Source organism: Ruegeria sp. HKCCSP346 (genome assembly GCF_017872595.1).
Classification (GTDB): domain Bacteria; phylum Pseudomonadota; class Alphaproteobacteria; order Rhodobacterales; family Rhodobacteraceae; genus Ruegeria.
In genome coordinates this window covers 1-25,986 of sequence record NZ_JAEDOT010000010.1, presented here as the reverse complement: position 1 = coordinate 25,986, position 25,986 = coordinate 1, and the positions used below count along the sequence as shown (strand labels likewise).

Annotated in this window: 24 protein-coding genes; 15 read left to right on the top strand and 9 right to left on the bottom strand. The window is 60.0% G+C overall.

Translation table 11 applies throughout. The features are described 5' to 3' along the window. Positions 1 to 13 precede the first annotated feature (13 nt). The 7 genes from I9185_RS18770 (at position 14) to rarD (ending at position 9,420) form a co-directional block, all read left to right on the top strand. Positions 14 to 2,464 carry an FAD-dependent oxidoreductase gene (locus tag I9185_RS18770; protein ID WP_210093816.1) on the top strand — a complete coding sequence of 817 codons (2,451 nt, stop codon included), beginning with the start codon at positions 14 to 16 and terminating at the stop codon, positions 2,462 to 2,464. Between the two features lie 15 nt (positions 2,465 to 2,479). Next, on the top strand, positions 2,480 to 2,713 hold the full coding sequence (locus I9185_RS18765) for a hypothetical protein (RefSeq protein ID WP_210093815.1): 234 nt from the start codon (positions 2,480 to 2,482) through the stop codon (positions 2,711 to 2,713). Positions 2,714 to 2,768: 55 nt separating this feature from the next. Continuing rightward, positions 2,769 to 3,821 (top strand): alcohol dehydrogenase family protein, encoded by a 1,053-nt coding sequence (locus tag I9185_RS18760; protein ID WP_210093814.1) that lies wholly within the window; start codon positions 2,769 to 2,771, stop codon positions 3,819 to 3,821. A gap of 11 nt (positions 3,822 to 3,832) precedes the next feature. Next, complete coding sequence (locus tag I9185_RS18755) at positions 3,833 to 4,726, top strand: homocysteine S-methyltransferase family protein (RefSeq protein ID WP_171724929.1); 894 nt, start codon at positions 3,833 to 3,835, stop codon at positions 4,724 to 4,726. 5 nt (positions 4,727 to 4,731) lie between these two features. Continuing rightward, positions 4,732 to 5,709 carry a helix-turn-helix domain-containing protein gene (locus I9185_RS18750; protein ID WP_171724930.1) on the top strand — a complete coding sequence of 326 codons (978 nt, stop codon included), beginning with the start codon at positions 4,732 to 4,734 and terminating at the stop codon, positions 5,707 to 5,709. 89 nt (positions 5,710 to 5,798) lie between these two features. Beyond that, entirely contained in the window at positions 5,799 to 8,252 is a 2,454-nt protein-coding gene (locus I9185_RS18745; protein ID WP_210093813.1) for an FAD-dependent oxidoreductase, read from the top strand. A 262-nt stretch (positions 8,253 to 8,514) separates the two neighbouring features. Next, complete coding sequence (gene rarD, locus I9185_RS18740) at positions 8,515 to 9,420, top strand: EamA family transporter RarD (protein WP_171724932.1); 906 nt, start codon at positions 8,515 to 8,517, stop codon at positions 9,418 to 9,420. Here rarD and I9185_RS18735 read toward each other — a convergent pair. Then, a complete protein-coding gene (locus tag I9185_RS18735) occupies positions 9,411 to 10,121 on the bottom strand; it encodes an SGNH/GDSL hydrolase family protein (protein ID WP_171724933.1) in 711 nt (236 codons plus the stop codon). The genes rarD and I9185_RS18735 overlap by 10 nt on opposite strands. Before the next feature lie 2 nt (positions 10,122 to 10,123). After that, positions 10,124 to 10,534, bottom strand: a complete 411-nt coding sequence (locus I9185_RS18730; RefSeq protein ID WP_210093812.1) for a nuclear transport factor 2 family protein — start codon at positions 10,532 to 10,534, stop codon at positions 10,124 to 10,126. Between the two features lie 96 nt (positions 10,535 to 10,630). Here I9185_RS18730 and I9185_RS18725 point away from each other — a divergent pair, with 96 nt between their 5' ends. Then, the gene (locus tag I9185_RS18725) at positions 10,631 to 11,278 is read left to right on the top strand and encodes an RluA family pseudouridine synthase (RefSeq protein ID WP_210093811.1); all 648 of its coding nucleotides are present in this window, start codon (positions 10,631 to 10,633) and stop codon (positions 11,276 to 11,278) included. 2 nt (positions 11,279 to 11,280) lie between these two features. Here I9185_RS18725 and I9185_RS18720 read toward each other — a convergent pair whose 3' ends face one another. Next, entirely contained in the window at positions 11,281 to 11,472 is a 192-nt protein-coding gene (locus I9185_RS18720; RefSeq protein ID WP_170345624.1) for a hypothetical protein, read from the bottom strand. Between the two features lie 106 nt (positions 11,473 to 11,578). Here I9185_RS18720 and I9185_RS18715 point away from each other — a divergent pair, with 106 nt between their 5' ends. From I9185_RS18715 to I9185_RS18700, 4 genes are all read left to right on the top strand, one after another. Beyond that, positions 11,579 to 12,271, top strand: a complete 693-nt coding sequence (locus I9185_RS18715) for a YafY family protein (RefSeq protein WP_171637703.1) — start codon at positions 11,579 to 11,581, stop codon at positions 12,269 to 12,271. Between the two features lie 126 nt (positions 12,272 to 12,397). Beyond that, complete coding sequence (locus tag I9185_RS18710; RefSeq protein WP_210093810.1) at positions 12,398 to 13,069, top strand: OmpA family protein; 672 nt, start codon at positions 12,398 to 12,400, stop codon at positions 13,067 to 13,069. A 132-nt stretch (positions 13,070 to 13,201) separates the two neighbouring features. Then, the gene (locus I9185_RS18705; protein ID WP_171637702.1) at positions 13,202 to 13,744 is read left to right on the top strand and encodes an NAD(P)H-dependent oxidoreductase; all 543 of its coding nucleotides are present in this window, start codon (positions 13,202 to 13,204) and stop codon (positions 13,742 to 13,744) included. A gap of 15 nt (positions 13,745 to 13,759) precedes the next feature. Beyond that, positions 13,760 to 14,551, top strand: coding sequence for an acyl dehydratase (locus I9185_RS18700; RefSeq protein WP_210093809.1), 792 nt, complete (start codon positions 13,760 to 13,762; stop codon positions 14,549 to 14,551). On the opposite strand, the gene I9185_RS18695 is transcribed toward I9185_RS18700, so the two are convergent. Then, a complete protein-coding gene (locus I9185_RS18695; protein ID WP_210093808.1) occupies positions 14,543 to 15,577 on the bottom strand; it encodes an FAD-dependent oxidoreductase in 1,035 nt (344 codons plus the stop codon). The genes I9185_RS18700 and I9185_RS18695 overlap by 9 nt on opposite strands. Positions 15,578 to 15,632: 55 nt before the next feature. Between I9185_RS18695 and mnmD the strand changes: the two genes are divergently transcribed. Both mnmD and I9185_RS18685 read left to right on the top strand, forming a co-directional pair. Then, complete coding sequence (gene mnmD, locus I9185_RS18690) at positions 15,633 to 16,298, top strand: tRNA (5-methylaminomethyl-2-thiouridine)(34)-methyltransferase MnmD (RefSeq protein ID WP_171642202.1); 666 nt, start codon at positions 15,633 to 15,635, stop codon at positions 16,296 to 16,298. Beyond that, positions 16,295 to 17,164: a DMT family transporter gene (locus I9185_RS18685; RefSeq protein ID WP_210093807.1), complete on the top strand. Its 870-nt coding sequence runs from the start codon at positions 16,295 to 16,297 to the stop codon at positions 17,162 to 17,164. Before mnmD ends, I9185_RS18685 begins: the two co-directional genes overlap by 4 nt. Here I9185_RS18685 and I9185_RS18680 read toward each other — a convergent pair. Then, positions 17,138 to 19,111, bottom strand: coding sequence for a lytic transglycosylase domain-containing protein (locus I9185_RS18680; RefSeq protein ID WP_210093806.1), 1,974 nt, complete (start codon positions 19,109 to 19,111; stop codon positions 17,138 to 17,140). The genes I9185_RS18685 and I9185_RS18680 overlap by 27 nt on opposite strands. A gap of 134 nt (positions 19,112 to 19,245) precedes the next feature. Here I9185_RS18680 and dapA point away from each other — a divergent pair, with 134 nt between their 5' ends. Then, positions 19,246 to 20,118, top strand: a complete 873-nt coding sequence (gene dapA / locus I9185_RS18675) for a 4-hydroxy-tetrahydrodipicolinate synthase (RefSeq protein WP_171637693.1) — start codon at positions 19,246 to 19,248, stop codon at positions 20,116 to 20,118. Between the two features lie 134 nt (positions 20,119 to 20,252). Here the strand turns inward: dapA and I9185_RS18670 are convergent, their stop codons facing one another. The 4 genes from I9185_RS18670 to pta form a co-directional block, all read right to left on the bottom strand. Next, positions 20,253 to 21,125 carry a DmsC/YnfH family molybdoenzyme membrane anchor subunit gene (locus tag I9185_RS18670; RefSeq protein WP_171637691.1) on the bottom strand — a complete coding sequence of 291 codons (873 nt, stop codon included), beginning with the start codon at positions 21,123 to 21,125 and terminating at the stop codon, positions 20,253 to 20,255. Then, positions 21,125 to 21,874 (bottom strand): 4Fe-4S dicluster domain-containing protein, encoded by a 750-nt coding sequence (locus I9185_RS18665; RefSeq protein WP_171172200.1) that lies wholly within the window; start codon positions 21,872 to 21,874, stop codon positions 21,125 to 21,127. Before I9185_RS18665 ends, I9185_RS18670 begins: the two co-directional genes overlap by 1 nt. 109 nt (positions 21,875 to 21,983) lie before the next feature. After that, positions 21,984 to 24,803 (bottom strand): molybdopterin oxidoreductase family protein, encoded by a 2,820-nt coding sequence (locus I9185_RS18660; protein WP_210093805.1) that lies wholly within the window; start codon positions 24,801 to 24,803, stop codon positions 21,984 to 21,986. Between the two features lie 90 nt (positions 24,804 to 24,893). Further along, a complete protein-coding gene (gene pta, locus I9185_RS18655) occupies positions 24,894 to 25,901 on the bottom strand; it encodes a phosphate acetyltransferase (RefSeq protein ID WP_171724943.1) in 1,008 nt (335 codons plus the stop codon). Positions 25,902 to 25,986: the final 85 nt, after the last annotated feature.

The window sequence follows — 25,986 nt, the reverse complement described above, 5'->3', positions numbered from 1 at the left end:
GGGACCAAAACTCATGAGTGATTTTCCGACAAAAGCACGCGTGGTCATTATCGGTGGCGGTGTGGTGGGGGCTTCCTCGCTGTATCATCTGGCCAAGAAAGGCTGGACCGACTGCGTTCTGCTGGAAAAGAACGAACTGACCGCAGGCTCGACCTGGCACGCGGCCGGTAACGTTCCGACCTTCTCGACCTCGTGGGCGATCATGAACATGCAGCGCTATTCGACCGAGCTGTATTCGCGTCTGGGCGAAGAGGTCGACTATCCGATGAACTACCATGTTTCGGGGTCGATCCGTCTGGCGCACAGCAAAGAGCGGATGCAGGAGTTCCAGCGGGCCATGTCGATGGGCCGCTATCAGGGAATCCCGATGGAAATGTGGACGCCGGAGCAGGCCAAGGAACGCTACCCGTTCCTGGAAACTCATGATCTTGAGGGTGTTCTGTATGACCCGACCGATGGCGATATCGACCCCGCGCAGCTGACCCAGGCGCTGGCCAAGGGCGCGCGCGACATGGGGCAGAAGATCATCCGGTTCTGCCCCGCCACCGGCGTCACCCAGCATGAAGACGGCACCTGGACCGTCCACACCGAGAAGGGCGACATCGACTGCGACTATGTCGTCAACGCTGCCGGATACTATGCGCAACGCGTCGGCGAGTGGTTCAAACCCTATGGCGGCCGCACCGTGCCCGCAATGGTCATGAGCCACCAGTATCTGCTGACCGACGAAGTGCCGGAAGTTGAAGAATGGTCCAAGAAGAACGGCGGCAGGAAGCTGCCGCTGCTGCGCGACGTGGATATCTCCTACTACCTGCGGCAGGAAAAGAACGGCTTCAATCTCGGCCCCTACGAGCCCAACTGCAAGGGCCATTGGATGACCGAGGATGACCCGATGCCCGAGGATTTCAGCTTCCAGCTTTGGAACGATGATCTGGACCGCATCGAGGATATCGTCACCGACGCGATGGAGCGGGTGCCGCTGATGGCGACCTCGGGCGTGGGCCGCGTGATCAACGGGCCGATCCCCTATGCGCCCGACGGCCTGCCGCTGATCGGCCCGATGCCCGGCGTCAAGAACGCCTTCGAGGCGCATACCTTCACCTTCGGTATCGCCCAGGGCGGCGGCGCGGGCAAGGTGCTGGCCGAATGGATCGTGGATGGCGCCACGGAATGGGACATGTGGGCCGTCGATCCGCGCCGCTTTACCGACTACACCGATCAGGACTACTGCAACCGTAAGGGTATGGAAGTGTACGGCAACGAATACGCCATGCACTTCCCGCATCATGAATGGCCCGCCGCGCGCGACAAGAAGCTGTCGCCGGTTCACGCCAAGGTCAAGGAACTGGGCGGCGTCATGGGCGTCTACAACGGCTGGGAGCGCGCCAACTGGTTCGCGCAGCCGGGCGACGATACCTCCGAGGAAGGCACCCACACCTGGGGCCGGTCCGGCCCGTGGGAGCAGCGGATCAAGGAAGAATGCGAGGCCGTGCGCGACCATTGCGGCGTGCTCGACCTGCCGGGTTTCTCGCGCTTCATCGTCAAGGGCGAAGGCGCGGCCGAGGCGCTGCGCGGGTTGGTCACCGGTGGCCTGCCCAAGGTGGGGCGGATCAACCTGGTCTACATCGCCGACGACCGTGGCCGCATCCTGACCGAGATGTCCTGCATGCGCCTGGGCGAGGATGATTTCGTGATGATCACCGCCGCCACCGCGCAATGGCACGACCGCGACATCCTGAGGAACGCGATGCCTGCGGGCGTCACCGTCGAGGACGTGACCACCGCCCGCGACACGCTGATCGTGACCGGGCCGAAATCGCGCGAGATCCTGTCGGGCCTGACCGATGCAGACCTCTCGCTGGGCTGGCTGACCCATCAGGCGGCCACCGTGGCCGGGCAACCCGCCCACCTGATCCGCGTGTCCTTTGCTGGCGAACTGGGCTGGGAGGTGCACGCGCTGAACGAGCACATGCCCGCGATCTATGACGCGATCCTTGCCGCCGGGGCCAAGCCGTTCGGCATGTATGCGCTGAACTCACTGCGCATCGAAAAGGGATACCGCGCGTGGAAGGGTGATCTGAGCACCGACTACTCGCTGCTGGAAGCGGGCTTGGAGCGGTTTGTCAAACTGGACAAGCCGCAGGACTTCCCCGGAAAGGCCGCCATCCTGAACGAAAAGCAGCAGGGCGTGAAGAAGTCGTTCGTCACCCTGACTGTCGATGCAGGTGATTGCGATGCGCCTTACATGTCGTGCATCTGGCAGGGCGATCAGATCGTGGGCGAGACCACTTCGGGCGCATGGGGGTACCGTGTCGGCAAATCCATCGCGCTGGGCATGATCAAGTCAGAACATGCAAACCCCGGTACCGAACTCGAGGTGGAAATCTACGGCCAGAAGTGTCGCGCCGTGGTGCAGCAGGATCAGCCGCTGTGGGATCCCGCAAATGAGCGGCTGCGCGCCTGACCTAAGGAGGCCCCCATGCGTCCGCAATATTCCAGGCTGGAACCCGGTGAGGGTCCCAACTTTGACTGGGAAAACGACCATACCTTCGTGAAGGTTTCCGGTTGGGGCACGCGCGGGGCCTACACCTTGATGGAAGACAACGTGAAGGCCAGCTGTACGCTTGGCCTTCATCGCCACAACAGCCATGCCGAGGTTTTCTGTTTTCCGGAAGGCGGGGTTGGTTTCTTTGTTGATGGTGGATCGCGTTGATGTGGGCTGAGGATCACGAGCCACGGTCCGAAACATTCTGATGGTGAGGTCTGAGATGACGATTCCCAATACCATGTCGGGCGTCTACCTGACCGGTCACGGTGGACCCGAGGTTCTGGAATGGCGTGATGATATTCCGGTTCCTGAACCCGGGGCAGGACAAGTTCTTGTTCGGGTCGCTGCCGCAGGTGTGAACAACACGGATATCAACACACGGGTCGGTTGGTATTCCTCGGGCGTCACCGGTGCGACGGATGCCGTTGATCAGAAGGTCGAAGCGGGCGGTTGGGGCGGTGCATTGCACTTTCCCCGCATTCAGGGCGGAGATCTTTGTGGCATCGTGGAACAGGTTGGGCCGGGTGTTGCCTTCAAACCCGGGCAGCGCGTGACCTGTCCGATAAACCTGCCGCGTCCGCGCCCGGGAAACCCGCAGGGCTTCATTGCGCTTGGATCCGAAATCGATGGGGCCTTTGCCCAGTATTGTCTGGTTGAAGCCGATGATCTCTATGACGTCAGCGCCTCGCCCCTTTCGGACGTGGAAATCGCCGCCATTCCTTGCGCCTTCGGGACGGCGGAAAACCTGCTGACCCGCGCAGGCGTGACTGCCGGGCACAAGGTTCTGATCACCGGCGCCTCGGGCGGCGTCGGGCTGGCGGCGGTGCAACTGGCCGCCCTGCGCGGGGCGTCGGTTTGGGCTGTAACAGCGGGCACGAAAGCCGAGATCGTGAAATCCCAGGGGGCCGAGAATACGTTTGACCGGAACGACCCGCTGCCGCAGGATAAGTTCGATGTGGTGATCGATGTTGTGGGTGGCCCGGCCTGGCCGTCGCTGATCCTTTCCCTGAAATCCGGCGGGCACTATGCCGTTTCGGGGGCAATAGCAGGCCCGATTGTCGAAGCTGATCTGCGGGACATATATCTGCGCGACATCACCATACATGGGTGCACGCACCAGGCGCCCGAAGTCTTTGCCCGTCTTGTCGAACTGGTGAATACCGGACGGATCAAGCCACTGGTTTCCCGGACCTATCCGTTGAAGGATATTGGTATTGCACAGGCTGATTTTCAGTCAAAGACTCTTCCGGGAAAACTGGTATTGGTGCCCTGAGGAGTAATGACATGGCAGATATCACTCTTTTGGACGGCTCTATCGGGCAGGAACTGGTAAAACGCAGTGGCGACCGGGCGACACCGCTGTGGTCGACGCGCGTGATGATCGATCACCCCGATTTGGTTGCGGAAGTGCACCGCGACTATTTCAGCCGGGGTGCGACGGTCGCGACAACCAATACTTATGCCGTGCATCGCTCTCGCCTGGTGCGGGTGGGGATGGAGGATCAGATGCCCACCCTGATCGACACTGCCTTGACGCAGGCCGAACGTGCCCGCTCGGCAACCGGGGGGCGGATTGCGGGTGCACTGGGGCCATTGCTCGCTTCATATCGCCCCGACCTTAACCCGGACCCTGCGGATGCGGCTGAAAAGTTCGCTGAACTTGTGGCCATGATGGCCGCGCGGGTCGATCTGTTTTTGATCGAAACCGTGTCCTCGGTGCAAGAGGCCGAGGGCGCATTGCGTGGCACGGTCGGATGCGGAAAACCGGTTTGGCTGTCCCTGTCGGTCAATGATGACGATGGCAGCCTTCTCAGGTCCGGCGAACCGTTGGCGGACATTGCACCGTTGATGGAGGAGTTTTCGCCCGATGCCGTGTTAATCAACTGTTCGCGCCCCGAGGCGATCCCGGCGGCGCTCGAGGTTCTGTCCGGCATGAACCGGCCTTACGGGGCCTACGCCAATGGCTTCACGCATATTACGGATGATTTCCTTCAGGATGCGCCGACCGTGGATTCCCTGCAAGAACGGCATGACCTTGGCCCCAGGGCTTATGCGGATCAGGTGATGCGGTGGATCAATCAGGGGGCAACGATTGTTGGCGGGTGCTGCGAAATCGGGCCGGATCATATCGAAGAACTGGCGAACCGGTTGCGGGCCGCCGGTCATAACATCGTTTGAAGAAAATGGCGGCAAAATCTACTTCGGACGCTCCAAAGCAGGCCATCCGGCATTTCGACATCCTTGTCGCGCCGGGTTTCGTGCTGTTGGAGCTGGCGTCGTTGGTAGAGGTATTGAGGCTGGCCAACCGCGTATGCCCAAGCCCTCCGTTCTCCTTCACCTATCGCTCGCTCAAAGGTGGCCCGATTGCCAGCAGCAGTGACGCCGTGGTTCAAACAGAAGCGGTGCCGTCACAGCCAAGGGCGGATTACCTGTTCGTAATCGGCAATTCAGATCCGGACCATCCGGATTTGTCGTTGGGGCGGGTGGTGTCGGACTATACCTTCCGGGACGCCAAGGTGTTCCTGCTGGCCGAAGCCGCCAGCCGCTATATCGACGAGCAGGGAACAGCCGACTTGGCAACCCATTGGGAAAACGCATCGTTCCTGCGGGAACGCGGTGCCCGGTTCGAAGCCAAGCTGTCGATCGCAACCGAACAGGGCGCGGTTGTGACATGCGCCGGGATGGAGGCCACGACGGATATCGCCTTGGCGGTGATCGGGCGCCATATCTCGGGGCCTGCGAAGATGACCGTGGCCGACATCATGCTGCATGAGAACATCCGCGATTTCGCTTCGATGCAACCGTTCTCGGGGGCCAAGTTGACGGCGACCGGCGATTCGAAGCTGGATCAGTGCATAAAGCTCATGCAGGCCAATATCGAAGACCCCCTGCCGATCAATCAGATCGTCGAATCGCTGCACCTGTCGAACCGGTCCCTCGAGCGCAAGTTCAAAACCTTTTTTGGAACCACTCCCAACGGATTCTACCGGGAAATGCGACTGGCCAAGGCAAATAACCTGTTGCTGAACACCACGATGAGCGTACGCGAAATTGGATTGGCCTGTGGTTTTCCGAACGGGTTTTCGTCCGTGTACAAAAGCTTCTTCGGGGTCACGCCCTTTGTCGTACGCCGGCAAAAGCGAGCCGCATCACATCGGTGAAAACTGCGGATTCTGTGACGCTTTTGATGCATTTGTCGTCGATCTTTCATGGCAATCTGTGCCAAACCTGACACAGCGGAGATTTCAGGATGGTTGATCTTCCCAGCAAGGCCCGAGTGGTCATCATCGGCGGTGGCGTCATCGGATGCTCGGTTGCATATCATTTGACCAAGAAGGGCTGGACCGATGTTGTTCTGCTAGAACGCAAGCAACTGACCAGTGGCACCACCTGGCACGCGGCGGGCCTGATCGGGCAACTGCGCGCGTCTTCCAACATGACCAAACTGGCGCGTTATTCCGCAGAGCTCTATCTGGGCCTTGAGGAAGAGACCGGTGTCGCCACCGGCCTACGTCAGGTCGGGTCCGTTTCGGTCGCCCTGACCAGTGAGCGGTTGGAGGAGCTTCACCGAAATGCGGCAATGGCCCGCGCCTTTGGCGTGCCGGTCGAAGAGCTTTCTCCGACCGAAGTCAAAGAGCGATATGAGCATATCAACCTCGACGGCGTGGCAGGTGGCGTTTGGTTGCCAACCGATGGCCAGGCAGATCCTGCTAATATTGCCTTGGCGTTGGCCAAGGGTGCGCGTCAACGCGGTGGGTTGATCAAGGAACGGGTGAAGGTGACCGGGATTTCCCGGCACGGACGGCGCGCGACCGGTGTCGACTGGGTCAGTGATGACGGGCAATCCCAAGGGCATATCGCCTGTGATATGGTTGTCAATTGCGCGGGAATGTGGGGGCGCGAGGTAGGCAAGATGGCCGGCGTGAATGTGCCGCTGCACGCCTGCGAGCATTTCTACATCGTCTCTGAACCCATTGAAGGGTTGAGCCAGATGCCGGTTCTGCGGGTGCCAGATGAATGCGCCTACTACAAGGAAGATGCGGGCAAAATGATGTTGGGCGCATTCGAGCCCAATGCCAAACCCTGGGCCATGAACGGTATTCCCGACAGCTTCGAGTTCGACCAACTGCCCGAGGATTTCGACCACTTCGAACCGATCCTCGAAGCGGCGTGCAACCGGATGCCAATGCTGTCCGAGGCGGGTATTCACACCTTCTTCAACGGCCCCGAATCCTTTACTCCCGACGACGCCTATCACCTGGGTCTGGCACCCGAGATGGACAATGTCTGGGTCGCGGCCGGGTTCAACTCGATCGGTATCCAGTCCGCCGGTGGCGCGGGCATGTCGCTGGCCGAGTGGATGGATGCCGGTGAAAAACCCTTTGACCTGGGCGATGTGGATATCGGTCGGATGCAGCCGTTTCAGGGCAATAAGAAATACCTTTATGAACGCTCAAAAGAAACGTTGGGATTGCTCTACGCTGATCACTATCCCTATCGCCAGAAAGCCACGGCGCGGGGCGTGCGCCGGACGCCATTCCATCACCACCTGAATGAACACGGTGCCGTGTTCGGCGAACTGGCCGGGTGGGAGCGCGCCAACTGGTTCGCCAACGAAGGGCAGGAACGCGAATACAGCTACAGCTGGAAGCGTCAGAACTGGTTCGAGAACTCGGCCACCGAACACCGCGCGGCGCGCGAGAACGTGGGCATGTATGACATGTCCTCCTTCGGCAAGATCCGGGTCGAAGGCCCCGATGTCGAGAAGTTCATGAACTATATCGGTGGCGGCGATTATGCGGTGCCCAATGGCAAGATCGTCTACACGCAGTTTCTGAACCGTTCCGGCGGGATCGAGGCGGATGTCACCGTGACCCGCCTTTCCGAGACCGCCTATCTGGTGGTCACCCCGGCGGCGACGCGCCTGGCGGACCAGGCGTGGATGATGCGTCATTCGGGGAACTTCAACGTGGTCATCACCGATGTCACGGCGGGTGAAGGCGTTCTGGCGGTGATGGGTCCGAATACGCGGGCCCTGCTGGAAAAGGTTTCGCCCAACGATTTCTCGAACGCGGCAAACCCCTTCGGCACCGCGCAGGAGATCGAGATCGGTATGGGCCTCGCCCGCGCCCACCGCGTCACCTATGTGGGCGAGCTGGGTTGGGAGATCTACGTCTCGTCCGACATGGCGGGCCACGTCTTTGAAACGCTGCACGAGGCAGGGCAGGACATGGGGTTGAAGCTTTGCGGCATGCACATGATGGACAGCTGCCGGATCGAAAAGGGTTTCCGCCATTTCGGCCATGACATCACCTGCGAAGATCACGTGGTGGACGCCGGGCTGGGCTTTGCCGTCAAGGTGGACAAGGGCTGCGACTTCATCGGCCGCGAGGCGGTGATCGCTCGCAAGGAAAGCGGGCCGAAATCGCGCCTGGTGCAATTCCGCCTGACCGATCCCGAGCCGCTGCTGTTCCACAATGAACCGATCATCCGCGATGGCGAGTATGTGGGCTATCTCAGCTCGGGCAACTATGGCCACACGCTGGGAGGCGCGATTGGCATGGGCTATGTGCCTTGCGAGGGGGAAAAGGCTGCCGACGTGCTGGCCTCGAGCTACGAGATCGATGTGTGTGGCGTGAAGGTCAAAGCCGAAGCGTCGCTCAAGCCGATGTATGATCCGAAATCCGAACGGGTGAAGGTGTGACCACGGGTTTTGGTGGGGGCGCTGCCCCCGCCGCCTTCGGCGACTCCCCCGGGATATTTTCGGCCAGATGAAGAGCGGGTCCCTTGTTCATCTGGCCACAAATATCCCGGAGCGCGAGGCAGAGCCTCGCATTTCAGACCTCACCTGAAAAGCGTGGTCTGACAACTCATCAAACATTGTTATGTGACACTTCACTGTTTTCAGAGTTTTCAACCCGTTCATTTCTGCCTTAAACCGAACCGGTATCAACCGGAGATCCGATGTGGCAGACACGCTTCTACCTTCACAGAACACGGACACACCAAAAGGGCTTGCGCTGGCAGTCACGGCCTATGTCCTGTGGGGGTTCTTGCCTCTGTACATGAAAGCGCTGGATCATATGGGCGCGGTCGAGGTTGTGGCGCACCGTGTTATCTGGTCAGTGCCTGTGGCCGGGTTGTTGCTGGTTGTCCTGGGCCGAACCCGGGATCTGAAGGCCGCGCTTGTCAATCCGAAGATGTTGGGTATGGCCGCTTTGACCGCTGCGCTTATTTCCGTGAACTGGGCGATTTACGTATGGGCCATTTCCACGGGCAACGCACTGGATGCGGCGTTGGGGTATTACATCAACCCCCTATTCAGTATCGCGCTGGGGGCAATCCTGTTGAGAGAACCCCTGACACGGACACAACTGTTCGCGGTCGGATTGGCCGCGCTGGGTGTGGTGGTACTTGTGGTGGAAGCCGGTCGTTTGCCTTGGGCGGCTCTTGGGTTGATGATCAGTTGGGGATTCTACGCGTTCTTCAAGCGCTCGCTGCCGATTGGGCCGAACCAGGGTTTCCTGCTTGAGGTCCTGATCCTTTTGATCCCGGCGCTGGTCTATGTCACGTTTCTGGGTGTGCGGGGCACTGGTCATTTCGGTGTCGCGATGTCGGACACCTTGTTGTTGTCCTGTGCAGGGGTCGTGACGGCGGTGCCATTGCTGGTTTATGCAAATGGCGCCAAACTGGTGCGTCTGTCCACGATGGGCATCCTGCAATACATCGCGCCGACCATGATCTTCATTACAGCGATAACCCTGTTCGGCGAGAAGATAGACACGGGCCGGATGATCGCGTTCCCACTGATCTGGGCGGCTCTGGTCGTTTACTCGATCCCTATGATCCGGCAGGCGCGCGGTCAGGCCTGAAGCAACATACGCGCGGCTGCATCCGCCCAGAGCGCATACGCCCGTGGGCTGGGATGGTAGCCATCCGGTGCAGCCAATGCCGGGTCGTCCGGCAGGTCGAGTGGCAGATGTTGAACATGCGGAAATGCAGCCGCAACCTCTTGCAACCCCTGATCCAGGCGCGCGGCCTGGCATCCAAGCACCCAGGCCAGCGGCTGTGGTAGGGCCGGAAACCTGTTCATCTGCGGGACAGCGGTTACGACGATGCGACGAGCCCCCAGGTTTTCTGAAAGCAAGCGGATAAGGCGGGTCTGACGGCGCGCAAATTGCTGGCGTGTTACGGCACGGGTGACATCATTGACTCCGAGTGCCGTAACGACAGCATCGAACTCGCCGTCCATTTGCGACAGGCGGTCGATCGTGTCCTGGGTGGTGTGCCCGGTTGTCGCTTCCAGCCGCCATTCGACCGCATAGTGGCCGGCCAGACGGTTGACCAGATGACCGGATAACGCCTGATCTTGCGTGCCTGCGCCCACTCCGGCAGCCGAGCTGTCACCGGTGATCAAAAGCCGCAGACGTGGCCCGCGCCCTGTGCGGCCTTCGCGCGGGCCAGTCGGTTCCGGCAGCAACTGCGCGTTCCTTCGCACCGATAGCCCCTGCGTGGCAAGCACCGGAAGCAACGGAACCCGCAAAATCTGATCGGCAGCTAGGGAACGAGGCATTGTCAGCTCAGCGCGTTTTTGAATTCCAGAAAACGAGCGTCTGTCATGACCCGCGCCATCATGGCATCGCGCAAGGCACCTACCGTTTTGTGGGGGCGCATGACGACCTCGAAAACCTGGATCAACCCGTCGTCATTCAATGTAACAAGATCCACGCCGATACCATCCAGATCACCGACTTTGCATTGAAACTCCAATGCCCAGTCTTTCCCGTCGCCCATGACGCGCCGATAACGAAAATCTGAAAACACCTGCCCGACATGCCCCAGAACGGCAGCGACCGGAGCGCGCCCTGTCCAGGTGCTGTAGTATGTGGGCGGCAGGAACTGCACATCTTCGGCCAGGAGCTGATGGATCAAGGCCTCATCGCCCTTTGCGACAACCTCTTGCATGCGTTCAATTGTCGGGTGCATGGCATCTCCTCTGCTTTTAAAGAGAAGGTCACCGAACATCGGCGGGCATGCAAGGACGACGTTGCGGGAGGTCACGAGCTGCGATAGGCACCCTGCATGAGCGACACCTATGAACCCCCTCAAACCCCACTGGATGTGTTGCATGAAGATGCACAGCTGATCGTGGTGAACAAACCATCGGGCCTGCTTTCGGTTCCGGGGCGGGGCGCGAATCTGTCAGATTGTCTGTTGACCCGGGTGCAGGATGCATTTCCACAAGCACTGCTGGTGCACCGGCTGGACCGGGACACGTCCGGTGTCATGGTCTTTGCCCAGACGCCGCACGCGCAGCGCAACCTGAGCATGCAATTCGAGCAGCGTCAGACCCGCAAAACCTATGTCGCCCGTGTCTGGGGGCAGCTGGAACCTAAGACCGGCACCGTGGACTTGCCTCTGATCGTGGACTGGCCCAACCGGCCCAGACAGATGGTTTGCCATACGACGGGCAAACCTGCCGTGACGGACTGGCGTGTCGTGAAGACCGAAGGCAATACGACGCGTGTGCGTCTGTTTCCCAAAACGGGCCGGTCGCATCAACTTCGCGTTCATATGCAGGCGCTGGGCCACCCGATCCTGGGCGATCCATTTTATGCGACGGGCGATGCGCTGGACTTCCCCAGATTGATGCTGCATTCGGAAGAGCTGCGCCTGAAACACCCGGAAGGTGGGGTTTCGATGAAGTTTCGGGCCCGGCCCGAATTCTGATCTCAGGCCGTGCTGGTCCAGAGCATCTTCAGATTTCCCAAAGAAAATCGTCTGGATCGTTTCTTTGAAACGGGCTGCTTGCACTGCCGGGCCATGGCGATTTCGCGCTCGATCTCGAAGGCGCGCAGGGTATGGTCCTGAGACCATTGCCCCAGCCTGAGTGTCATCATGACATGGGTGTCGAGGTATGGCATTTTTCGTGCTCCTTCTTTCGATGCCAATTCAATCTGGCCCATCACTCCTGACACCCTCTTGTCAGTGGGGTGTGCTAGGGTGTCAGCATGGTGACAGGAGGATGCAATGCGCCGTTCGACCCGATTGTTTGAAATCATCCAGATCCTGCGGGCTGCGGGCGCTCCGGTCACGGCAGAGGCCCTGGCCGCAAGGTTGGAGGTGTCCGTGCGCACGGTTTATCGGGATATTGCCGAGTTGCAGGCGCAACGGACGCCCATCGAAGGTGAGGCCGGTATCGGGTACGTGATGCGGCGCGGCTATGATCTGCCGCCGCTCAATTTCGATGCAGAAGAAGTTGAGGCCTTGTGGGTTGGCCTGTCTCTTCTTGCGCGTACCGGCGACAGTCACCTTCAAAGGGCCGCCAGCCGGATATGCCAGAAGATCGACGCATTGCATTGCCCAGCGGATTGGTTGCAGGTTGCCCCATGGGGTGCCCCGGCGGATGATCCAAACAAGGGTTGCGTTTCGATCGCGCATTACCGCGAAGCCATCAGGGCAGAGCGGAAAATCCGTATCACCTATGAAGATAGCGAAGGCGAACGCACGGTTCGGGTCGTGCGCCCTGTGGCGCTGATCTATCACATCGAATGCACGATGTTGGCAGGCTGGTGCGAATTGCGCAACGGGTTTCGCCATTTCCGCACCGACCGTATCTGGTCCAGTGAATGCACCGAAGATAGCTTTTCAGGACAAAGCAGGTCATTGCGCGAGCTCTGGCAGGAACAGCAGAATGCAGAAACGTTCGTTGAAGCGGTTTGAATAAGTGTTTGGCGGGTATTCGCCGACTTCACCGCATTGTAGCTTGAGCCGCCAAGCCTGCACAGTGATATACTGAGGAAAACGAAGCACGCCCGAATAACGGGTGCTGGAGCAGAAGGTGATATCATGACGATTTCCAAGTTTTTCGTGGCCACAGGTTTGTGTTCAGCCCTTGTGTTGGCGGCCTGTACCGACCCGGGCACGCTGAAAGTACAGGACGACCCGAACCAGAACGCCAAACAGGGCGCCGTTCTGGGTGGGCTGGTCGGCGCTGGAATCGGGGCGATTGCCAATAATTCGAACCCCGGTCTGGGCGCGTTGGCCGGTGCTGCAATCGGTGCTGCCGGGGGCGGCGTGATCGGCAATCAACTGGACAAGCAGGCTGCGGAGCTGCGCCAACAACTGGCAAATGACGGAATTACAATCGTCAACGCAGGCGATCGCCTGATTGTGACGGTCCCGAATGACATCACCTTTGACACCGACAGTTCGACTGTGCGCCCGGCGTTGCGGTCTGATCTGGTGAAAGTGGGCCAGAATCTGGTCAACTACCCGAATTCGAACGTGCAGATCATCGGGCACACTGACAGCGACGGCGACGCAACCTACAATCAGGGCCTGTCAGAGCGCCGCGCGAATGCCGTGGCCGATATCCTTCAGGCCAACGGTGTCGGCTACAACCGTATTCGCACGATCGGGCAGGGCGAAAACAACCCTGTCGCGTCCAACCTGACGCCGGAAGGAAAATCGCAAAACCGGCGTGTCGAGATTGTCGTGGTGCCCAGCGGGAACGCGTAACCACTGCGCGGCGTGAACAGCGGGGCCGCCCAATGGGCGGCTCGGTTTGCGCAATGACTTTGCGTCAAATGGGGTTTGGATCGGGGTGATCTCGGTCTAACTTGCGCCAAACACAGAAACGGAGCTTTCCCGATGTCCCAACCGACCCTTCTTGGCCTGTCCGGGTCCCTGCGCCAGAACGCGACCAACCGTAAGCTTCTGCGCGAGGCGGCACGGTTGTTCGATCCGGCAAGCTTTGTCGAAGCGGATTTGAACCTGCCCCTCTACGACGGTGATCTGGAAGACAAAGAAGGGATTCCCCAGGCGGTTCATACGCTAGCCAATCAGATCGCACAGGCCGATGCGGTGATCATTTCGACACCAGAGTACAACAAGGGTCCATCAGGCGTTCTGAAAAACGCGCTGGACTGGGTCAGCCGAACGCAAGGCAATCCATGGGCCGACAAACCGGTTGCGGTAATGTCGGCGGCCGCTGGTCGTGCAGGCGGGGAACGGGCGCAGATGATCCTGCGGGCCTGTATGGTTCCATTTCAGCCGCGCATCCTGCAAGGGCCCGAAATCCATCTGGCGAACAGTTCGAACGAATTCGACGATCAGGGAAAGCTGCGTTCGGACCGGTACGAAAAGTCCTTGCATGACTTGATGCAGAAACTCCGGGCCGAGGCCGGTTTCTGATCGCGGGTCAGGCAAATGACGCAAGAGCGACAGACCGATCTCTTGGATCCGGCCCGCGCGGCCGCATTTCAGGTCGCGCTGGGTGGTGTGCCAACGATCGCCAGTGGTTCGGAATTGCCGCCCTTCTTCCATCAGCTTTATTTCTGGACCCCGCAACCGGCCGCCGCATTGGGTCGGGATGGGCATCCCAAGGTTGGGGGCTTGATCCCGGATATGGGGTTGCCGCGCAGAATGTGGGCCGGCGGGCGGTTGACCTTTCACGCTCCTCTGATCGCAGGGATCACCGCTGAAAAGAAATCGGTTCTTGAAAGTCAAAGCGCCAAGGTGGGGCGGTCCGGCCTGTTGGGCTTTGTCACTTTGCGGCACGAGATCTGGCAGAACGGTCAGTTGCGCGTGACAGAGTGGCAGGATCTCGTTTATCGCGAAGATCCTGCGCCGGATGCTGAAATGCCCCAACCGCCCAGAGCGCGCACCGATGAGACCGATTGCCGCGAAGTCGGGTTCGATTCAACGTTGTTGTTTCGATACTCGGCCCTGACTTTCAATGGCCACCGTATTCACTATGATCTGGACTATGCGCGCGATGTTGAAGGATATGGCGGGCTGGTCGTGCACGGGCCGCTTCTGGCGCAGCTTCTGATGCTTTTCGCGGTTGACCTGATCGGTCCGCTCGCCTCGTTTTCGTTCCGCGCGACTTCGCCATTGATGCATTTCGAAACTGCCCAGTTGTGCCGGAGGGGTGAAAACGTGTGGGTGCGCGGCCCTGGCGGGCGGCAATGCATGCAAGCCGTCGTGCAGTCACAATGAGGCTTCGGGCCGGAACTCATCAGGGATCGTATCCCGATCTTCAAGCATAAGATCGGCCATGACCTCGGCGATTTTGGGGGCCATGCCGAAACCGATTTTGAACCCGCCATTGGCGATGAACTGCCCCTGATGCAGGGGATGGGCGCCCAACATCGGCGCACGGCTTTTGCTGCGCGGGCGCACACCGGCCCAGCGTTCGATCACCTCGGCCCCGTGCAACAGGGGCAGGACGCGCGTGGCGCGGTCTATCACGTCGTCCAGAGCTTCGTCCGTGCTGGTCGGGTCCTCATAATTCCGTTCCGAGGTCGATCCGATCGCAAGTGTTCCGTCTGCATGCGGGACAATGTGAATCGCGTCGGCGAATAGTTGCGGCACTTCCCCCGCGTCGAAGCGCAACAGGGCGGCCTGCCCTTTGACACCATTTCCGACGGTCTTGCCGTAGGCGTCGTTCAGTTCCTGCAATCCTACAAGGCCCGTGGCGTGGATGACCTGCCCCTTGTCCTCGGCTTCACTGACAATGTGGACGCCCATGACCTCCAGGGCTGCGACCAGCGCGGCACAGGCCCGCCGGGGGTGCATTCGTGCCGTCAGCGTATCGCGAATGACAAAGCCTGTGGGGCTGGGTGGGCACCAAGAACCCGCTTGGGCCGTGGTGATGACACGCCATTCCGCCCGGCCTTGCCAAAGCTCATCTGCGGTGCCTTCGCGCTGGCGGGCCAGTTCCAGACCACGCGCGTCCGGGATCGGCTGCAGGCGGCCCAGCTGGCCATAGCCGGGGGAGACCCCGCCAGTGTCTTCGATCTGTCGCCAGAATGGCTCAGCCATGATCAGACTGTCGAACTGAAATGCTTTCTTGGCGTTCCAGTTTTCCGGCACATGCGGGGCCAATGCGCCGACCAGACCTCCGCTGGACCCGGCGCCGGGACCGGACGGATCGACAACCTGCACTTTCGCACCGCGGCGCGCACAAATCCAGGCGATGGACAGGCCGAAAATTCCTGCGCCGCGAACCGTCACATCGACCATTGCCAATTCCCTTTTCCTTGTTCAGTGTCGCGACGCTTAGCTACAGGATTCCCCAATGGCAGACCAGCGCGCCGAATTGACGTGGACCGAAGATCAGATACCGGTCTCGGACCGCTTCGACGACCCATATTACTCGTTGCAGAACGGGCTGGAAGAGACGCGCCATGTGTTTCTGGCGGGAAATGATTTGCCTGCGCGGTTTGCACCGGGGTTTCATATTGCCGAGTTGGGTTTCGGCACCGGCCTGAACCTGCTGACCGCCTGGTCGGAATGGGAGGCATCCGGTCACAAAGGGCCATTGCGCTTTACCAGTTTCGAAGCCTTTCCCATGGCACCGGACGACATGCAGCGCGCGCTTGGGGCCTTTCCCGAATTGCATCCGTGGAGCAGCCGGTTTTTGGCGCATTGGACAGGGCGCACATGTATGTTGGATTCGCTTCGGTTTGAGGTGGTGATCGGCGATGCACGCAAGACATTGCCGAACTGGGACGGAATGGCAGATGCCTGGTTCCTCGACGGGTTTTCACCAGCCAAGAACCCCGAATTGTGGGGCGCGGACCTGTTGCAGGACGTGGCAAGCCACACTGTCACGGGCGGTACCGCGGCCACGTATACGGCCGCGGGTTTCGTGCGCCGGGGACTTGAGAGTGCAGGTTTCAACGTAACCCGCATGCCCGGCTATGGTCGCAAGCGGCACATGACACGGGCACACAAAGCATGACCCAGAAGAACAATGTCGGCGCGGGCATCGCTTTGATGGTGGGCGCGACAATTGTCTTTGCGTTGCAGGACGGTATCTCGCGCCATCTGGCCGGAACCTACAACACCTACATGGTGGTCATGATCCGCTATTGGTTCTTTGCGGCTTTTGTTATCGCTCTGGCCGCGCGGGCCCCCGGTGGGCTGAAGGCGGCCACAAAGACAAGTCAGTTGGGTTTGCAGATCGTGCGGGGCTTGTTGCTGGCGGCCGAGATCTGCATTGCGGTGTTCGGCTTTACGGTCCTTGGCCTGATCGACAGTATGGCCGTCTTCATCTGCTATCCTTTGCTTGTCGCCGCGCTGAGCGGGCCGGTGCTGGGCGAAAAGGTCGGATGGCGGCGATGGGCCGCGATCGGTGTCGGCTGCATCGGCGTTCTGATCATCCTGCAACCGGGCGCCGGGGTCTTTAACCCATGGGCTGTCATACCTTTGATTTCCGCTTTGCTGTTTGCGATCTATGGTCTTTTGACGCGATATGTCGCCCGTCAGGACAGCGCGGCGACCAGCTTTTTCTGGACCGGTGTCGCCGGTGCCGTGGCGATGACCGTGTTTGGCATGTGGTTCTGGGAGCCGATGGCGCGCGGCGACTGGCTCTGGATGGCGCTGCTTTGTGTCAGTGGGGTGTTCGGGCACTGGCTGTTGATCAAGTGCTATGAGATGGCCGAAGCCAGTGCGGTTCAACCCTTTGCATATTTTCACCTGGTCTGGAGCGCGATCCTGGGTATTTCGATCTTTGGCGAAACGTTGCGCCCCGAAGTCGTGGCGGGCGCAACCATCGTCGTGGCCGCAGGTTTGTTCACCTTATGGCGCGAACGCCGCCAGAGATGATCCGATCAGCTCCTGCGAGAAAGGAACCGGAAGGGCGGGTTGCCCCAGGCGGGCACGGTAGACCGGCAGGCTTTCGGTCACGCGCATCACGTAGTTTCGCGTTTCGTTGAACGGGATCGTCTCGATCCAGTCGACGATATCGACCTCGCCTGTGCGCGGATCACCATAGCGTTCCATCCACGAGATCGGGCGCCGTGGCCCCGCATTGTACCCCGCCGCCATCATCACAACGTTGCCGTTGAAATCGGCCGCCAGACCAGAAAGATAGTTGGCCCCAAGCTTTGCGTTGTATTGCCAGTCCGTGGTCAATCGTCCCGTCTGATGGACGCTGAGAATGCCCAGCTCGCCCGCGACCAGCTTGGCCGTGGCGGGCATTACCTGCATCAGGCCGCGTGCACCCGCACCGCTGACGACGACCGGGTCGAACTCGCTTTCACGGCGCGCGATGGCCAATGTCATTTCCTTGGCCATCGGCAATCGCATATCTGCAACGGGATGAACCGGGTAATAGGCTGCGGGCAGAACGGTGCCCGTGGTTGCCGCCCGTTTGGCGATCATCACGGCCAGATGCGGCTGTTTCAGTTCGATCACCAGATCGCCCAATTGATTGGCCTGTACTGGATCAAGGCTTTCGACCAGATGGGTCAGGAACCGTTCGGACAGGTTTGCTTCTCCGGCTTTCAGCAACAGCAATCCGGCCTCCAAAACGCTGGAATCGGCAAATTCCGCCTGCCGCCAATGCGGCGCGCGCCGCGGATTGGCCAGTTCTGCATCAAACGGTCGTCCGATCCGTTCTGCGGCTAACAGACCGTAGAATGAGGTCTGGTAGTCGGCCCCCATCGCATAGGCGTCATACGCCTTGTCCGCGTCACCCAATGCCGCGTAAGCGCGCCCAAGCCAATAGCCACCACGGCCTTTCGAGATCGGAGATTTCACGGCGTCCGAAAAGTTCTGGAAGTGGCGAATGGCGGTGGCAGGATCATTCAGTTTGCGAAGCGCCAGAAAACCGGCCAGCCATTCAAGATCGGCATAGCCGTAACCCATTTCGGGGGTCATGTGATGATTGGCGGCCACGTCATATGCGCGCGCCGCACGGCCCGATCGCATCTCAAGCCGTGCAAGACGGCGCCGTCCCTCGGCCCATTTGTCAGGCTCACCCAGGGCGTCAGGCCCGGTAGAGCGTGCCAGCATCAGATCGACGGCGCTGTCATCCAGTTCTTTCTTGTCGCGCCAGACAAAACGATCGAAGGCCAGCCCGGGCGCATCCGCCAGAGACTTGGGAACTGCTGCCACCTTGGTGTCCACACCGGGTTGGCGTTTCTGCAATGCTATCCGTGCTTCGGCCAGTTTGCGTTCGTCTGAACCGACCAAAGGCAACATCTGCCCGGCGCTTACAAGATGACCGTCCCACAGCATTCTGTCCAAGCGCGCCGCGTGATGCGGCTTCAGAAGTTTGGCAAAGTTCTCCAGATAGCTTTTTTGCAGACCCGAACCCATTGGCATGGTGCGCCAAGCGGTCACAATGTCGGCCTCCGCTTCTCCGATGCGTCCCTTGGCTTTCAGAGCGACGGCAAAGTTCAACGCGCCCTCTGCCGTCTGAGGCGGCATGCCGGCATAGAATTTCAGAACCCTGTCTGGATCGGCACCGGTGAAAACAGGCTCGCTCTTGCGGCGCAACCATGCCAGCCCGGGCCAGTCCGGGCGACGTTCGAGAAACACCAACACGTCGCCAGAGCTGCCGAAGCCCTCGCGCAGCCAGTGCCAGACAATGATATCGCGCGATACAGAACCACGCTGGCCGGATACGCGCAACGCTGCGTTCCAGTCGCCTTTGCGCATTTCGGTAAGTCCAGCGCGCAAATCAGCAGCAGCATCTGCCCGTGCTGAATGCGTCGCAGTCACCGAATACAGAATCACAGCAGTCAACAGTGCCAGAAAGCGTGTCATCCCTTGCATTTCCCAACCAACCGAGGATAGAGCCTGTGAGGATAAACCGTGCGTCGCCGGGATCAACTCACAAAGCTGGAAACGTGAGGGACCGCGGCGTAAAAATTGCAAAATGCACCTTGAAGGAGCGTGTCATGTTCAAAGGCTCGATGCCAGCCCTCGTCACCCCGTTCAACAACGGCGAGTTGGACCTGAAGACGCTCAAACATCTGGTGGACTGGCAGATATCCGAAGGCTCGACCGGGCTGGTGCCTGTGGGAACAACCGGCGAAAGCCCGACGCTCAGCCACGAAGAGCATGAAACAGTGATCGAAGAGGTCGTCAAAACCGCTGCGGGCCGCGTTCCGGTCATTGCCGGTGCCGGGTCGAACAACACGGTCGAAGCTGTCCGCTTCGTTCAGTTCGCGGAAAAAGTCGGAGCGGATGCGGCACTGGTCGTTACGCCGTATTACAACAAACCGACTCAGCGTGGCCTGATCGCGCATTTCGAGGCGCTGCATGCGGCCGCGGATATCCCGATCATCATCTACAACATTCCGGGCCGCTCAGTCATTGACATGACACCTGCCACGATGGGTGAACTGGCCAAGCTTCCCCGTATCGTCGGGGTCAAGGATGCAACGGGCGATCTGGCCCGTGTCAGCCAGCAGCGTGCAACTTGCGGCGCAGATTTCTGCCAATTGTCCGGCGAAGACGCCACCGCACTTGGCTTCAACGCACACGGCGGTGTTGGCTGCATTTCGGTCACCGCAAACGTGGCCCCCAGGCTCTGCGCCGAATTCCAGCAGGCGACACTGGCAGGGGATTACGCAAAAGCGCTGGAGTATCAGGACAAACTGATGCCGCTGCATGAGGCGATCTTCATCGAGCCGGGCCTGGTCGGTGCCAAATATGCACTCAGCAAACTGGGCCTTTGCAGCACCGAAGTCCGCTCACCCCTGACCGAGCTGGAAAACAGCACCAAGGATGCAATCGAGGCCGCAATGGCCCATGCTGGCCTGATCTGACTGGTATTTCAGAATACAACGAAGGGCGGCCTCGAACCTCGAGCGCCGCCCTTTCTTCTCCATATATCCAGACTTCATCTGGCTAAAAATATCCCGGGGGAGTCGCGGCTTGCCGCGGCGGGGGCAGAGCCCCCTCAGCGTTTGCCGTAATACAGCCCCACGACATGTTCGGCCTGCGCAAAGAACAGCCAGCGCGACGTTGCAACACCTGCCAGATGCGAGGCCACGGCCAGCAGGGCGAAGACGTGATTGAACGGCAACAACAACAGCAGAACCGGCAGCACGAATGCCAGAACGAACGAGATCAGCCGCAGTTTTTCGGCGTGTTTGCGCCCGACCACGTGAACAAACTCTCGCAGCAGATAATTGGTGCCGGTATGGGGCGGCTCAAAGGCGCGGACGGAACCGCGTGCGCCAAGCCCGGTGGCTGTACCCAGATCAGTTCCCGATGATGCAAACGCCTGATCCCCTTTGCGCCAGTACAGTATCTGCACCAGCGCCGCGATCAGCAGCAGCGGCAGAGCTGCACTTGTCTGACCTGCCAGCAAGGCACCACCGGCCAGGCTGAAGCTGAGGAACATGGCAGGTGTCAGGTTCATGTTCCAGCGTGGGATGGTCTTGAGCTGCGTGTAGATCATCGATGTCGTGAACACTGTGGCCAGCGACAACCCTGCGCCGATCCAGCCCAGAAAACCCCAGCGCTGGTCCAGAAACACCACGCCAATTGCATAGAGCCCCATGACGACCAGCGCGAGTACGGCACACCAACCTTCACGGCTGAGCCAGCTGGTTTTCCATTGAGTGAAGGCTTTCAAGGCCCGTTCCGGATGGCCCAGGTGGAAGGTCGAAGCCAAAAGCCCGCCGACGGCCAGACCATAGGCAATGGCGAAGAACACAAAAGCCACCCAACCCGAAACAGCCGGAAACCCCAGGCCAAGAAAGAACAGCAGTCCAAATCCCAGACCGGACAGGGTGGTGAACAGAATGACGGAGGGTGCGGGATGCATCAGAGTTTCTCCAACGTCTTGTCGAGCCAGCCGAGGAACCCTTTGGGCTCGTCAGCGATGGGGGCCAGCAGGGGGGCCAGTATGTCGATCTGGTCTTCCACGGTGTCCTTGGGGCGCGGGGGCAGGTATTTGTTGACGGGTTTTGTACCCATTTCCGGCATCAGGTCCATGCCACCCCGTTCTGCAACCAGCTGGCTGACATCGCTGTCAGGGTCGCCCAGATCACCAAAGTGCCTTGCGCCCGCAGGGCAGGTGCGAACACAGGAGGGGATACGGTCGACCTCGGGGAGGTTTTCGTTGTAGATGCGGTCCACGCAAAGTGTGCATTTCTTCATCACACCTTCGGCCACATCCAGTTCCCGCGCACCGTAAGGGCAGGACCAGGCGCACAGGCCGCATCCGATGCAATCGCTTTCATTGACCAGGACGATGCCATCCTCGACCCGCTTGTAGCTGGCGCCGGTGGGGCAAACGGTAACACAGGGCGCGTCTTCGCAATGCAGGCAGGATTTCGGGAAGTGGATCAGCTGGGCATGCCCATCGGCAGGTTGCACTTCGTAGGAATGCACGCGGTTGAGAAAGGTGCCCGAAGGGTTTGCACCGTAGGCGTCCTGATCCGAAAGAGGGGCGCCATAATTTTCTGTGTTCCAGCCTTTGCAGGAAATAACGCAGGCGTGGCAGCCGACACAGGTGTCCAGGTCGATGACCAGGCCCATCTTGCGGTCAGTGGAGTTTGGTAGCTGGGTCATGTCAGTGAACCTCTGCTGTGGAGGGCAGGTGAGGGGGCCAGCCCCCTCTTGAGCCTGCGGCTCAATTCACCCCCGGGATATTTTTGGCCAGATGAAGTGCGGATCCGGGTCATTTGCCCACCTTCCAGGCCAGGTTCTCAGGGCCGGTTCCGACAGGAGATTTGATCGGGTCGAAATTCGGCTGGCTTTGCGCATCGGCAGGTGCGTCGGCTTTTTCGATTTTGACCTTCAGGTCGAACCATGCCGCCTGACCAGTGATCGGGTCCGAGTTGGCCCAGCGCATTCCATCATCTTTGGACGGCAGCAATTCGTGAATCAGGTGATTGAGCAGGAAACCTTTGGTCGCTTCTGGTGCGCCGTCCTGCAAGGCCCAGGCGCCCTTGCGTTTGCCGATGGCGTTCCATGTCCAGACCGTGTTGTCGTTCAGCGCGGCCATCTCCATCACCGGCACGGTGATCTCACCGTGGGGGGAGCTGACTTTTGCCCAGTCTCCGTCTTGCAGGTTGTGTTCCCGCATCAGTTTGGTCGGGACGTACAGCGGGTTTTGCCCGTGCAACTGGCGCAGCCATGCGTTCTGTGTGCCCCAACTGTGATACATGGCCATTGGGCGCTGCGTCAGGGCGTTGACGGTGAAGCCTTCATTGCCCTGCTGATCGGTTTCGTACCAGATCGGCAACGGATCCATGGTGTCCTTGATGCGCTGGCGCAGGTGCTCGGGCGGCTGGCGGTCTCCGTGACCTTCGGCAGCCAGCTGGAACCGGCGCATCGGTTCGGAATAGAGTTGGAACAGATAGGGCTGAGGGCTGTCATAGATGCCCATCCCGACGGCCCAGTCCTGATAGGCGGTGTTCCACGGTTTGTAGTAATCCGCGCCTTCCGGGATATGCGCCACATAAAATCCGCCGTTTTCGATATACCGGTTCAGCTGATCCGGATTGACCTCGCCGCGGCCTTCCTTGTCGCCGTCTGGACCCCGGAAGCCGGCCAGCGGGCCGATGCCAGGGCGTCGTTCGTGGTTGACAATGTAATCTGCGTAGTCATTCCACTTTGGGCTGCCGTCTTCATTCGTGAAACCCGGCAGGCTCATACGGTTGGCCAGCTCGATCAGAACCGACTGGAAACCACGCACGTCACGGTCGGGTTTGACCACCGGCCAGCGAATGGCGTCTGCTGCGGCGTCGGCCTCGCAGATCGGGCGATCCAGCAGGGAGATACAGTCGTGCCGCTCAAGATAGGTGGTGTCGGGCAGGATCAGGTCGGCATAGGCCACCATTTCAGAAGAATAGGCATCGGAGTAGATGATGCGCGGGATGATGTAATTGCCGTCTTCGGCCTTGGCCGTCAGCATCTCCATCACACCTTTTGTGTTCATGGAGGAGTTCCACGACATGTTCGCCATATACATGAACAGCGTGTCGATCTTGTAGGGATCACCGGCAGCCGCGTTCGAAATCACCATATGCATCAACCCGTGCGCGGACATCGGGTTTTCCCAGGTGAATGCCTTGTCGATGCGTTGCGGCGTGCCGCAGTCGTCCAGCAGCAGGTCTTCGGGACCACGTGGAAAGCCCAGATGCGGGCCGTTCAGCGGGCGTCCCGGACGCCTGTCGCCATGAGGCGTCGGGTGTGCTTCGACCGGTTTGGGATAGGGTGGCTTGAAGCGGAAACCGCCCGGCACCTCGACTGTTCCCAGCAGGATCTGAAGCACGTGCAGTGCGCGGCAGGTCTGGAATCCGTTGGCATGGGCCGAAATGCCCCGCATGGCATGGAAGCTGACGGGACGACCAATCATCTTCGAGTGCTTTTCACCCCGAAAATCAACCCATTCTTGATTCAGTTGGATCGCCTCGTCAAAAGCGACCCTGGCGATTTCGGCGGCAATAGCCCGGATACGTTTGGCGGGAATGCCGCAGCGATCGGCTACCGCCTCGGGCGCGTGTTCGTTGCTGAGGTATTTCTCGGCCATCAAGTGGAAAACGGGACGGTGCGTTACACCGTCCTTGTCATAGGTCGCCGACAGGTCCGGGCGCACGCCGGGCTTGTCGAATGCGGTTGGCTTGCCCGTCTTGCGATCAATAACCAGCGGCTTGCCATCCTCGTCGCGCAGGAACAGGCCCTTTTCCGCACCCTCGCTTGCGTTCACCAGAACCGGCGCATTGGTATAGCGGCTCAGGTAATCCAGATCGATCTTGCCAGCTTTCATCAGGACGTGGATCAGCGACAAAATGAACAGCCCGTCTGTTCCGGGTGTGATGCCGACCCAGTCATCGGCAACTGCGTTATAGCCCGACCGGATCGGATTCACTCCGATCACCCGTGCGCCGCGCGCCTTGATCTTGCCGATCCCCATTTTTATCGGGTTGCTGTCATGATCCTCGGCGACGCCGAACAGCATGAACAGTTTGGTGTGATCCCAGTCGGGTTGCCCAAACTCCCAAAAAGCGCCGCCCATCGTGTAAATGCCACCGGCCGCCATATTGACCGAGCAGAAGCCGCCGTGGGCTGCGTAGTTCGGAGTGCCGAAATTCTGGGCCCAGAAACTGGTGAAGCTCTGGCTCTGGTCGCGGCCAGTGAAGAAAGCCAGCTTCTGCGGTGCGGTTTCATGCAGTTCGTTCAGCCAGCCCACGGCAGTGCTGAGCGCCTCGTCCCACTCGATTTCGCGAAATTCACCCGAGCCGCGTGGGCCGACACGCTTCAGCGGTTTGCGCAGGCGAGAGGGGGCGTTGACCTGCATGATCCCGGCAGAGCCCTTGGCGCACAACACACCCTTGTTGACCGGGTGGTTCCGGTTTCCTTCGATATAGGCTACCTTGCCATCTTTAATGTGAACGTTGATGCCGCAGCGGCAGGCGCACATATAACAGGTGGTTTTGCGGACCTCGTCCGAAACTTTCGGAGACGTTTCAAGGATCGGCTGCTGATGGGTCATTGGCGGGTCCTGTCGGTTATGTCGGGAGGATTGTTTCACTTTCCTTCCGATTTGAGAACATCGTTCTGAAGACGACGCGAGTTCTGAGTTTTATTCCCTGATAGCTTGCAGTGCCGTCACGGCGATCATCTGGGTCACGTCTTCGGCGCTGCATCCGCGGGAAAGATCGTTGGCGGGTCGGGCCAGCCCCTGCAGAACCGGGCCGATTGCGGTGTAACCCCCCAGTCGTTGCGTGATCTTGTAGCCGATATTGCCCGCGTCGAGATTGGGAAAGATCATCACGTTGGCCTGACCGGCGACCGAAGATCCGGGCGATTTGCGATCCCCGACCGAGGGCACGAAGGCCGCGTCGAACTGAAGCTCGCCGTCGACCTCGAGATCCGGGGAACTTTGACGCAGTGTTTCAGTGGCCTCGATCACCTTGTCGACATCGGGATGCTTTGCGCTGCCTTTGGTCGAAAAGCTGAGCATGGCGATCTTGGGGTCAACCCGCAGCAGTGCGCGCGCCGATCTGGCCGAGGCGACGGCAATTTTGCTCAACTCGTCAGGGCTGGGATCGATGACCAGGCCGCAGTCCGAATAGAGCATCGCCCGCGCTCCGGGTTGAGCGTCTTCCGGCGGGTACATCAGGAAAAAGGATGATACCATTCCGGCATCGGGGGCCATGCCGATCACCTGAATGGCCGCGCGTACAATGTCTCCGGTCGTGTGAACGGCTCCACCTACGGTTCCAGTGGCCCGCCCGCTGCGTACCAGCATGGCGGCATAGACTGGCGGTGTTTCAACGGCGGCTCGGGCCTTGGCCGGATCGACGCCCTTGTGTTGGCGCAGTTCAAAATAGGTTTGAGCAAACTCTTCGGTCAGGTCCGAGGTTGCCGGGTCGTGAACCATGACGCCGTCAGAGCGAGTGGCGTTCTGGTTTTTGAGGGCGGCGTCGACCTCGGCTTGTGGACCGACCAGAATGACATCGGCCAGTCCGGCTTGTTGGGCGGCCAGCGCCCCCGCAACAACGCGGGGATCACTGCCTTCGCATAAAGAAATCACAGGGCGCGAGGCCGGGGCGCTCTGACGCAACAGTTCAATTGGTGTCATTGTCATGCGCTGTGGCCTCGTCCTTTGATTACGCTTCCTGAGCTTTCATGTCATCGGCGGAGATTCCGGCGACGGCGACGGGTTTTTTCAT

Bases quoted from the DNA above. Each gene is read 5' to 3' on its own strand.
- I9185_RS18770 (WP_210093816.1), top strand. From the start codon at position 14: ATGAGTGATTTTCCGACAAAAGCACGCGTGGTCATTATCGGTGGCGGT.
- I9185_RS18765 (WP_210093815.1), top strand. From the start codon at position 2,480: ATGCGTCCGCAATATTCCAGGCTGGAACCCGGTGAGGGTCCCAACTTT.
- I9185_RS18760 (WP_210093814.1), top strand. From the start codon at position 2,769: ATGACGATTCCCAATACCATGTCGGGCGTCTACCTGACCGGTCACGGT.
- I9185_RS18755 (WP_171724929.1), top strand. From the start codon at position 3,833: ATGGCAGATATCACTCTTTTGGACGGCTCTATCGGGCAGGAACTGGTA.
- I9185_RS18750 (WP_171724930.1), top strand. From the start codon at position 4,732: ATGGCGGCAAAATCTACTTCGGACGCTCCAAAGCAGGCCATCCGGCAT.
- I9185_RS18745 (WP_210093813.1), top strand. From the start codon at position 5,799: ATGGTTGATCTTCCCAGCAAGGCCCGAGTGGTCATCATCGGCGGTGGC.
- I9185_RS18735 (WP_171724933.1), bottom strand. From the start codon at position 10,121: ATGCCTCGTTCCCTAGCTGCCGATCAGATTTTGCGGGTTCCGTTGCTT.
- I9185_RS18730 (WP_210093812.1), bottom strand. From the start codon at position 10,534: ATGCACCCGACAATTGAACGCATGCAAGAGGTTGTCGCAAAGGGCGAT.
- I9185_RS18725 (WP_210093811.1), top strand. From the start codon at position 10,631: ATGAGCGACACCTATGAACCCCCTCAAACCCCACTGGATGTGTTGCAT.
- I9185_RS18720 (WP_170345624.1), bottom strand. From the start codon at position 11,472: ATGCCATACCTCGACACCCATGTCATGATGACACTCAGGCTGGGGCAA.
- I9185_RS18715 (WP_171637703.1), top strand. From the start codon at position 11,579: ATGCGCCGTTCGACCCGATTGTTTGAAATCATCCAGATCCTGCGGGCT.
- I9185_RS18710 (WP_210093810.1), top strand. From the start codon at position 12,398: ATGACGATTTCCAAGTTTTTCGTGGCCACAGGTTTGTGTTCAGCCCTT.
- I9185_RS18705 (WP_171637702.1), top strand. From the start codon at position 13,202: ATGTCCCAACCGACCCTTCTTGGCCTGTCCGGGTCCCTGCGCCAGAAC.
- I9185_RS18700 (WP_210093809.1), top strand. From the start codon at position 13,760: ATGACGCAAGAGCGACAGACCGATCTCTTGGATCCGGCCCGCGCGGCC.
- I9185_RS18695 (WP_210093808.1), bottom strand. From the start codon at position 15,577: ATGGTCGATGTGACGGTTCGCGGCGCAGGAATTTTCGGCCTGTCCATC.
- mnmD (WP_171642202.1), top strand. From the start codon at position 15,633: ATGGCAGACCAGCGCGCCGAATTGACGTGGACCGAAGATCAGATACCG.
- I9185_RS18685 (WP_210093807.1), top strand. From the start codon at position 16,295: ATGACCCAGAAGAACAATGTCGGCGCGGGCATCGCTTTGATGGTGGGC.
- I9185_RS18680 (WP_210093806.1), bottom strand. From the start codon at position 19,111: ATGACACGCTTTCTGGCACTGTTGACTGCTGTGATTCTGTATTCGGTG.
- dapA (WP_171637693.1), top strand. From the start codon at position 19,246: ATGTTCAAAGGCTCGATGCCAGCCCTCGTCACCCCGTTCAACAACGGC.
- I9185_RS18670 (WP_171637691.1), bottom strand. From the start codon at position 21,125: ATGCATCCCGCACCCTCCGTCATTCTGTTCACCACCCTGTCCGGTCTG.
- I9185_RS18665 (WP_171172200.1), bottom strand. From the start codon at position 21,874: ATGACCCAGCTACCAAACTCCACTGACCGCAAGATGGGCCTGGTCATC.
- I9185_RS18660 (WP_210093805.1), bottom strand. From the start codon at position 24,803: ATGACCCATCAGCAGCCGATCCTTGAAACGTCTCCGAAAGTTTCGGAC.
- pta (WP_171724943.1), bottom strand. From the start codon at position 25,901: ATGACAATGACACCAATTGAACTGTTGCGTCAGAGCGCCCCGGCCTCG.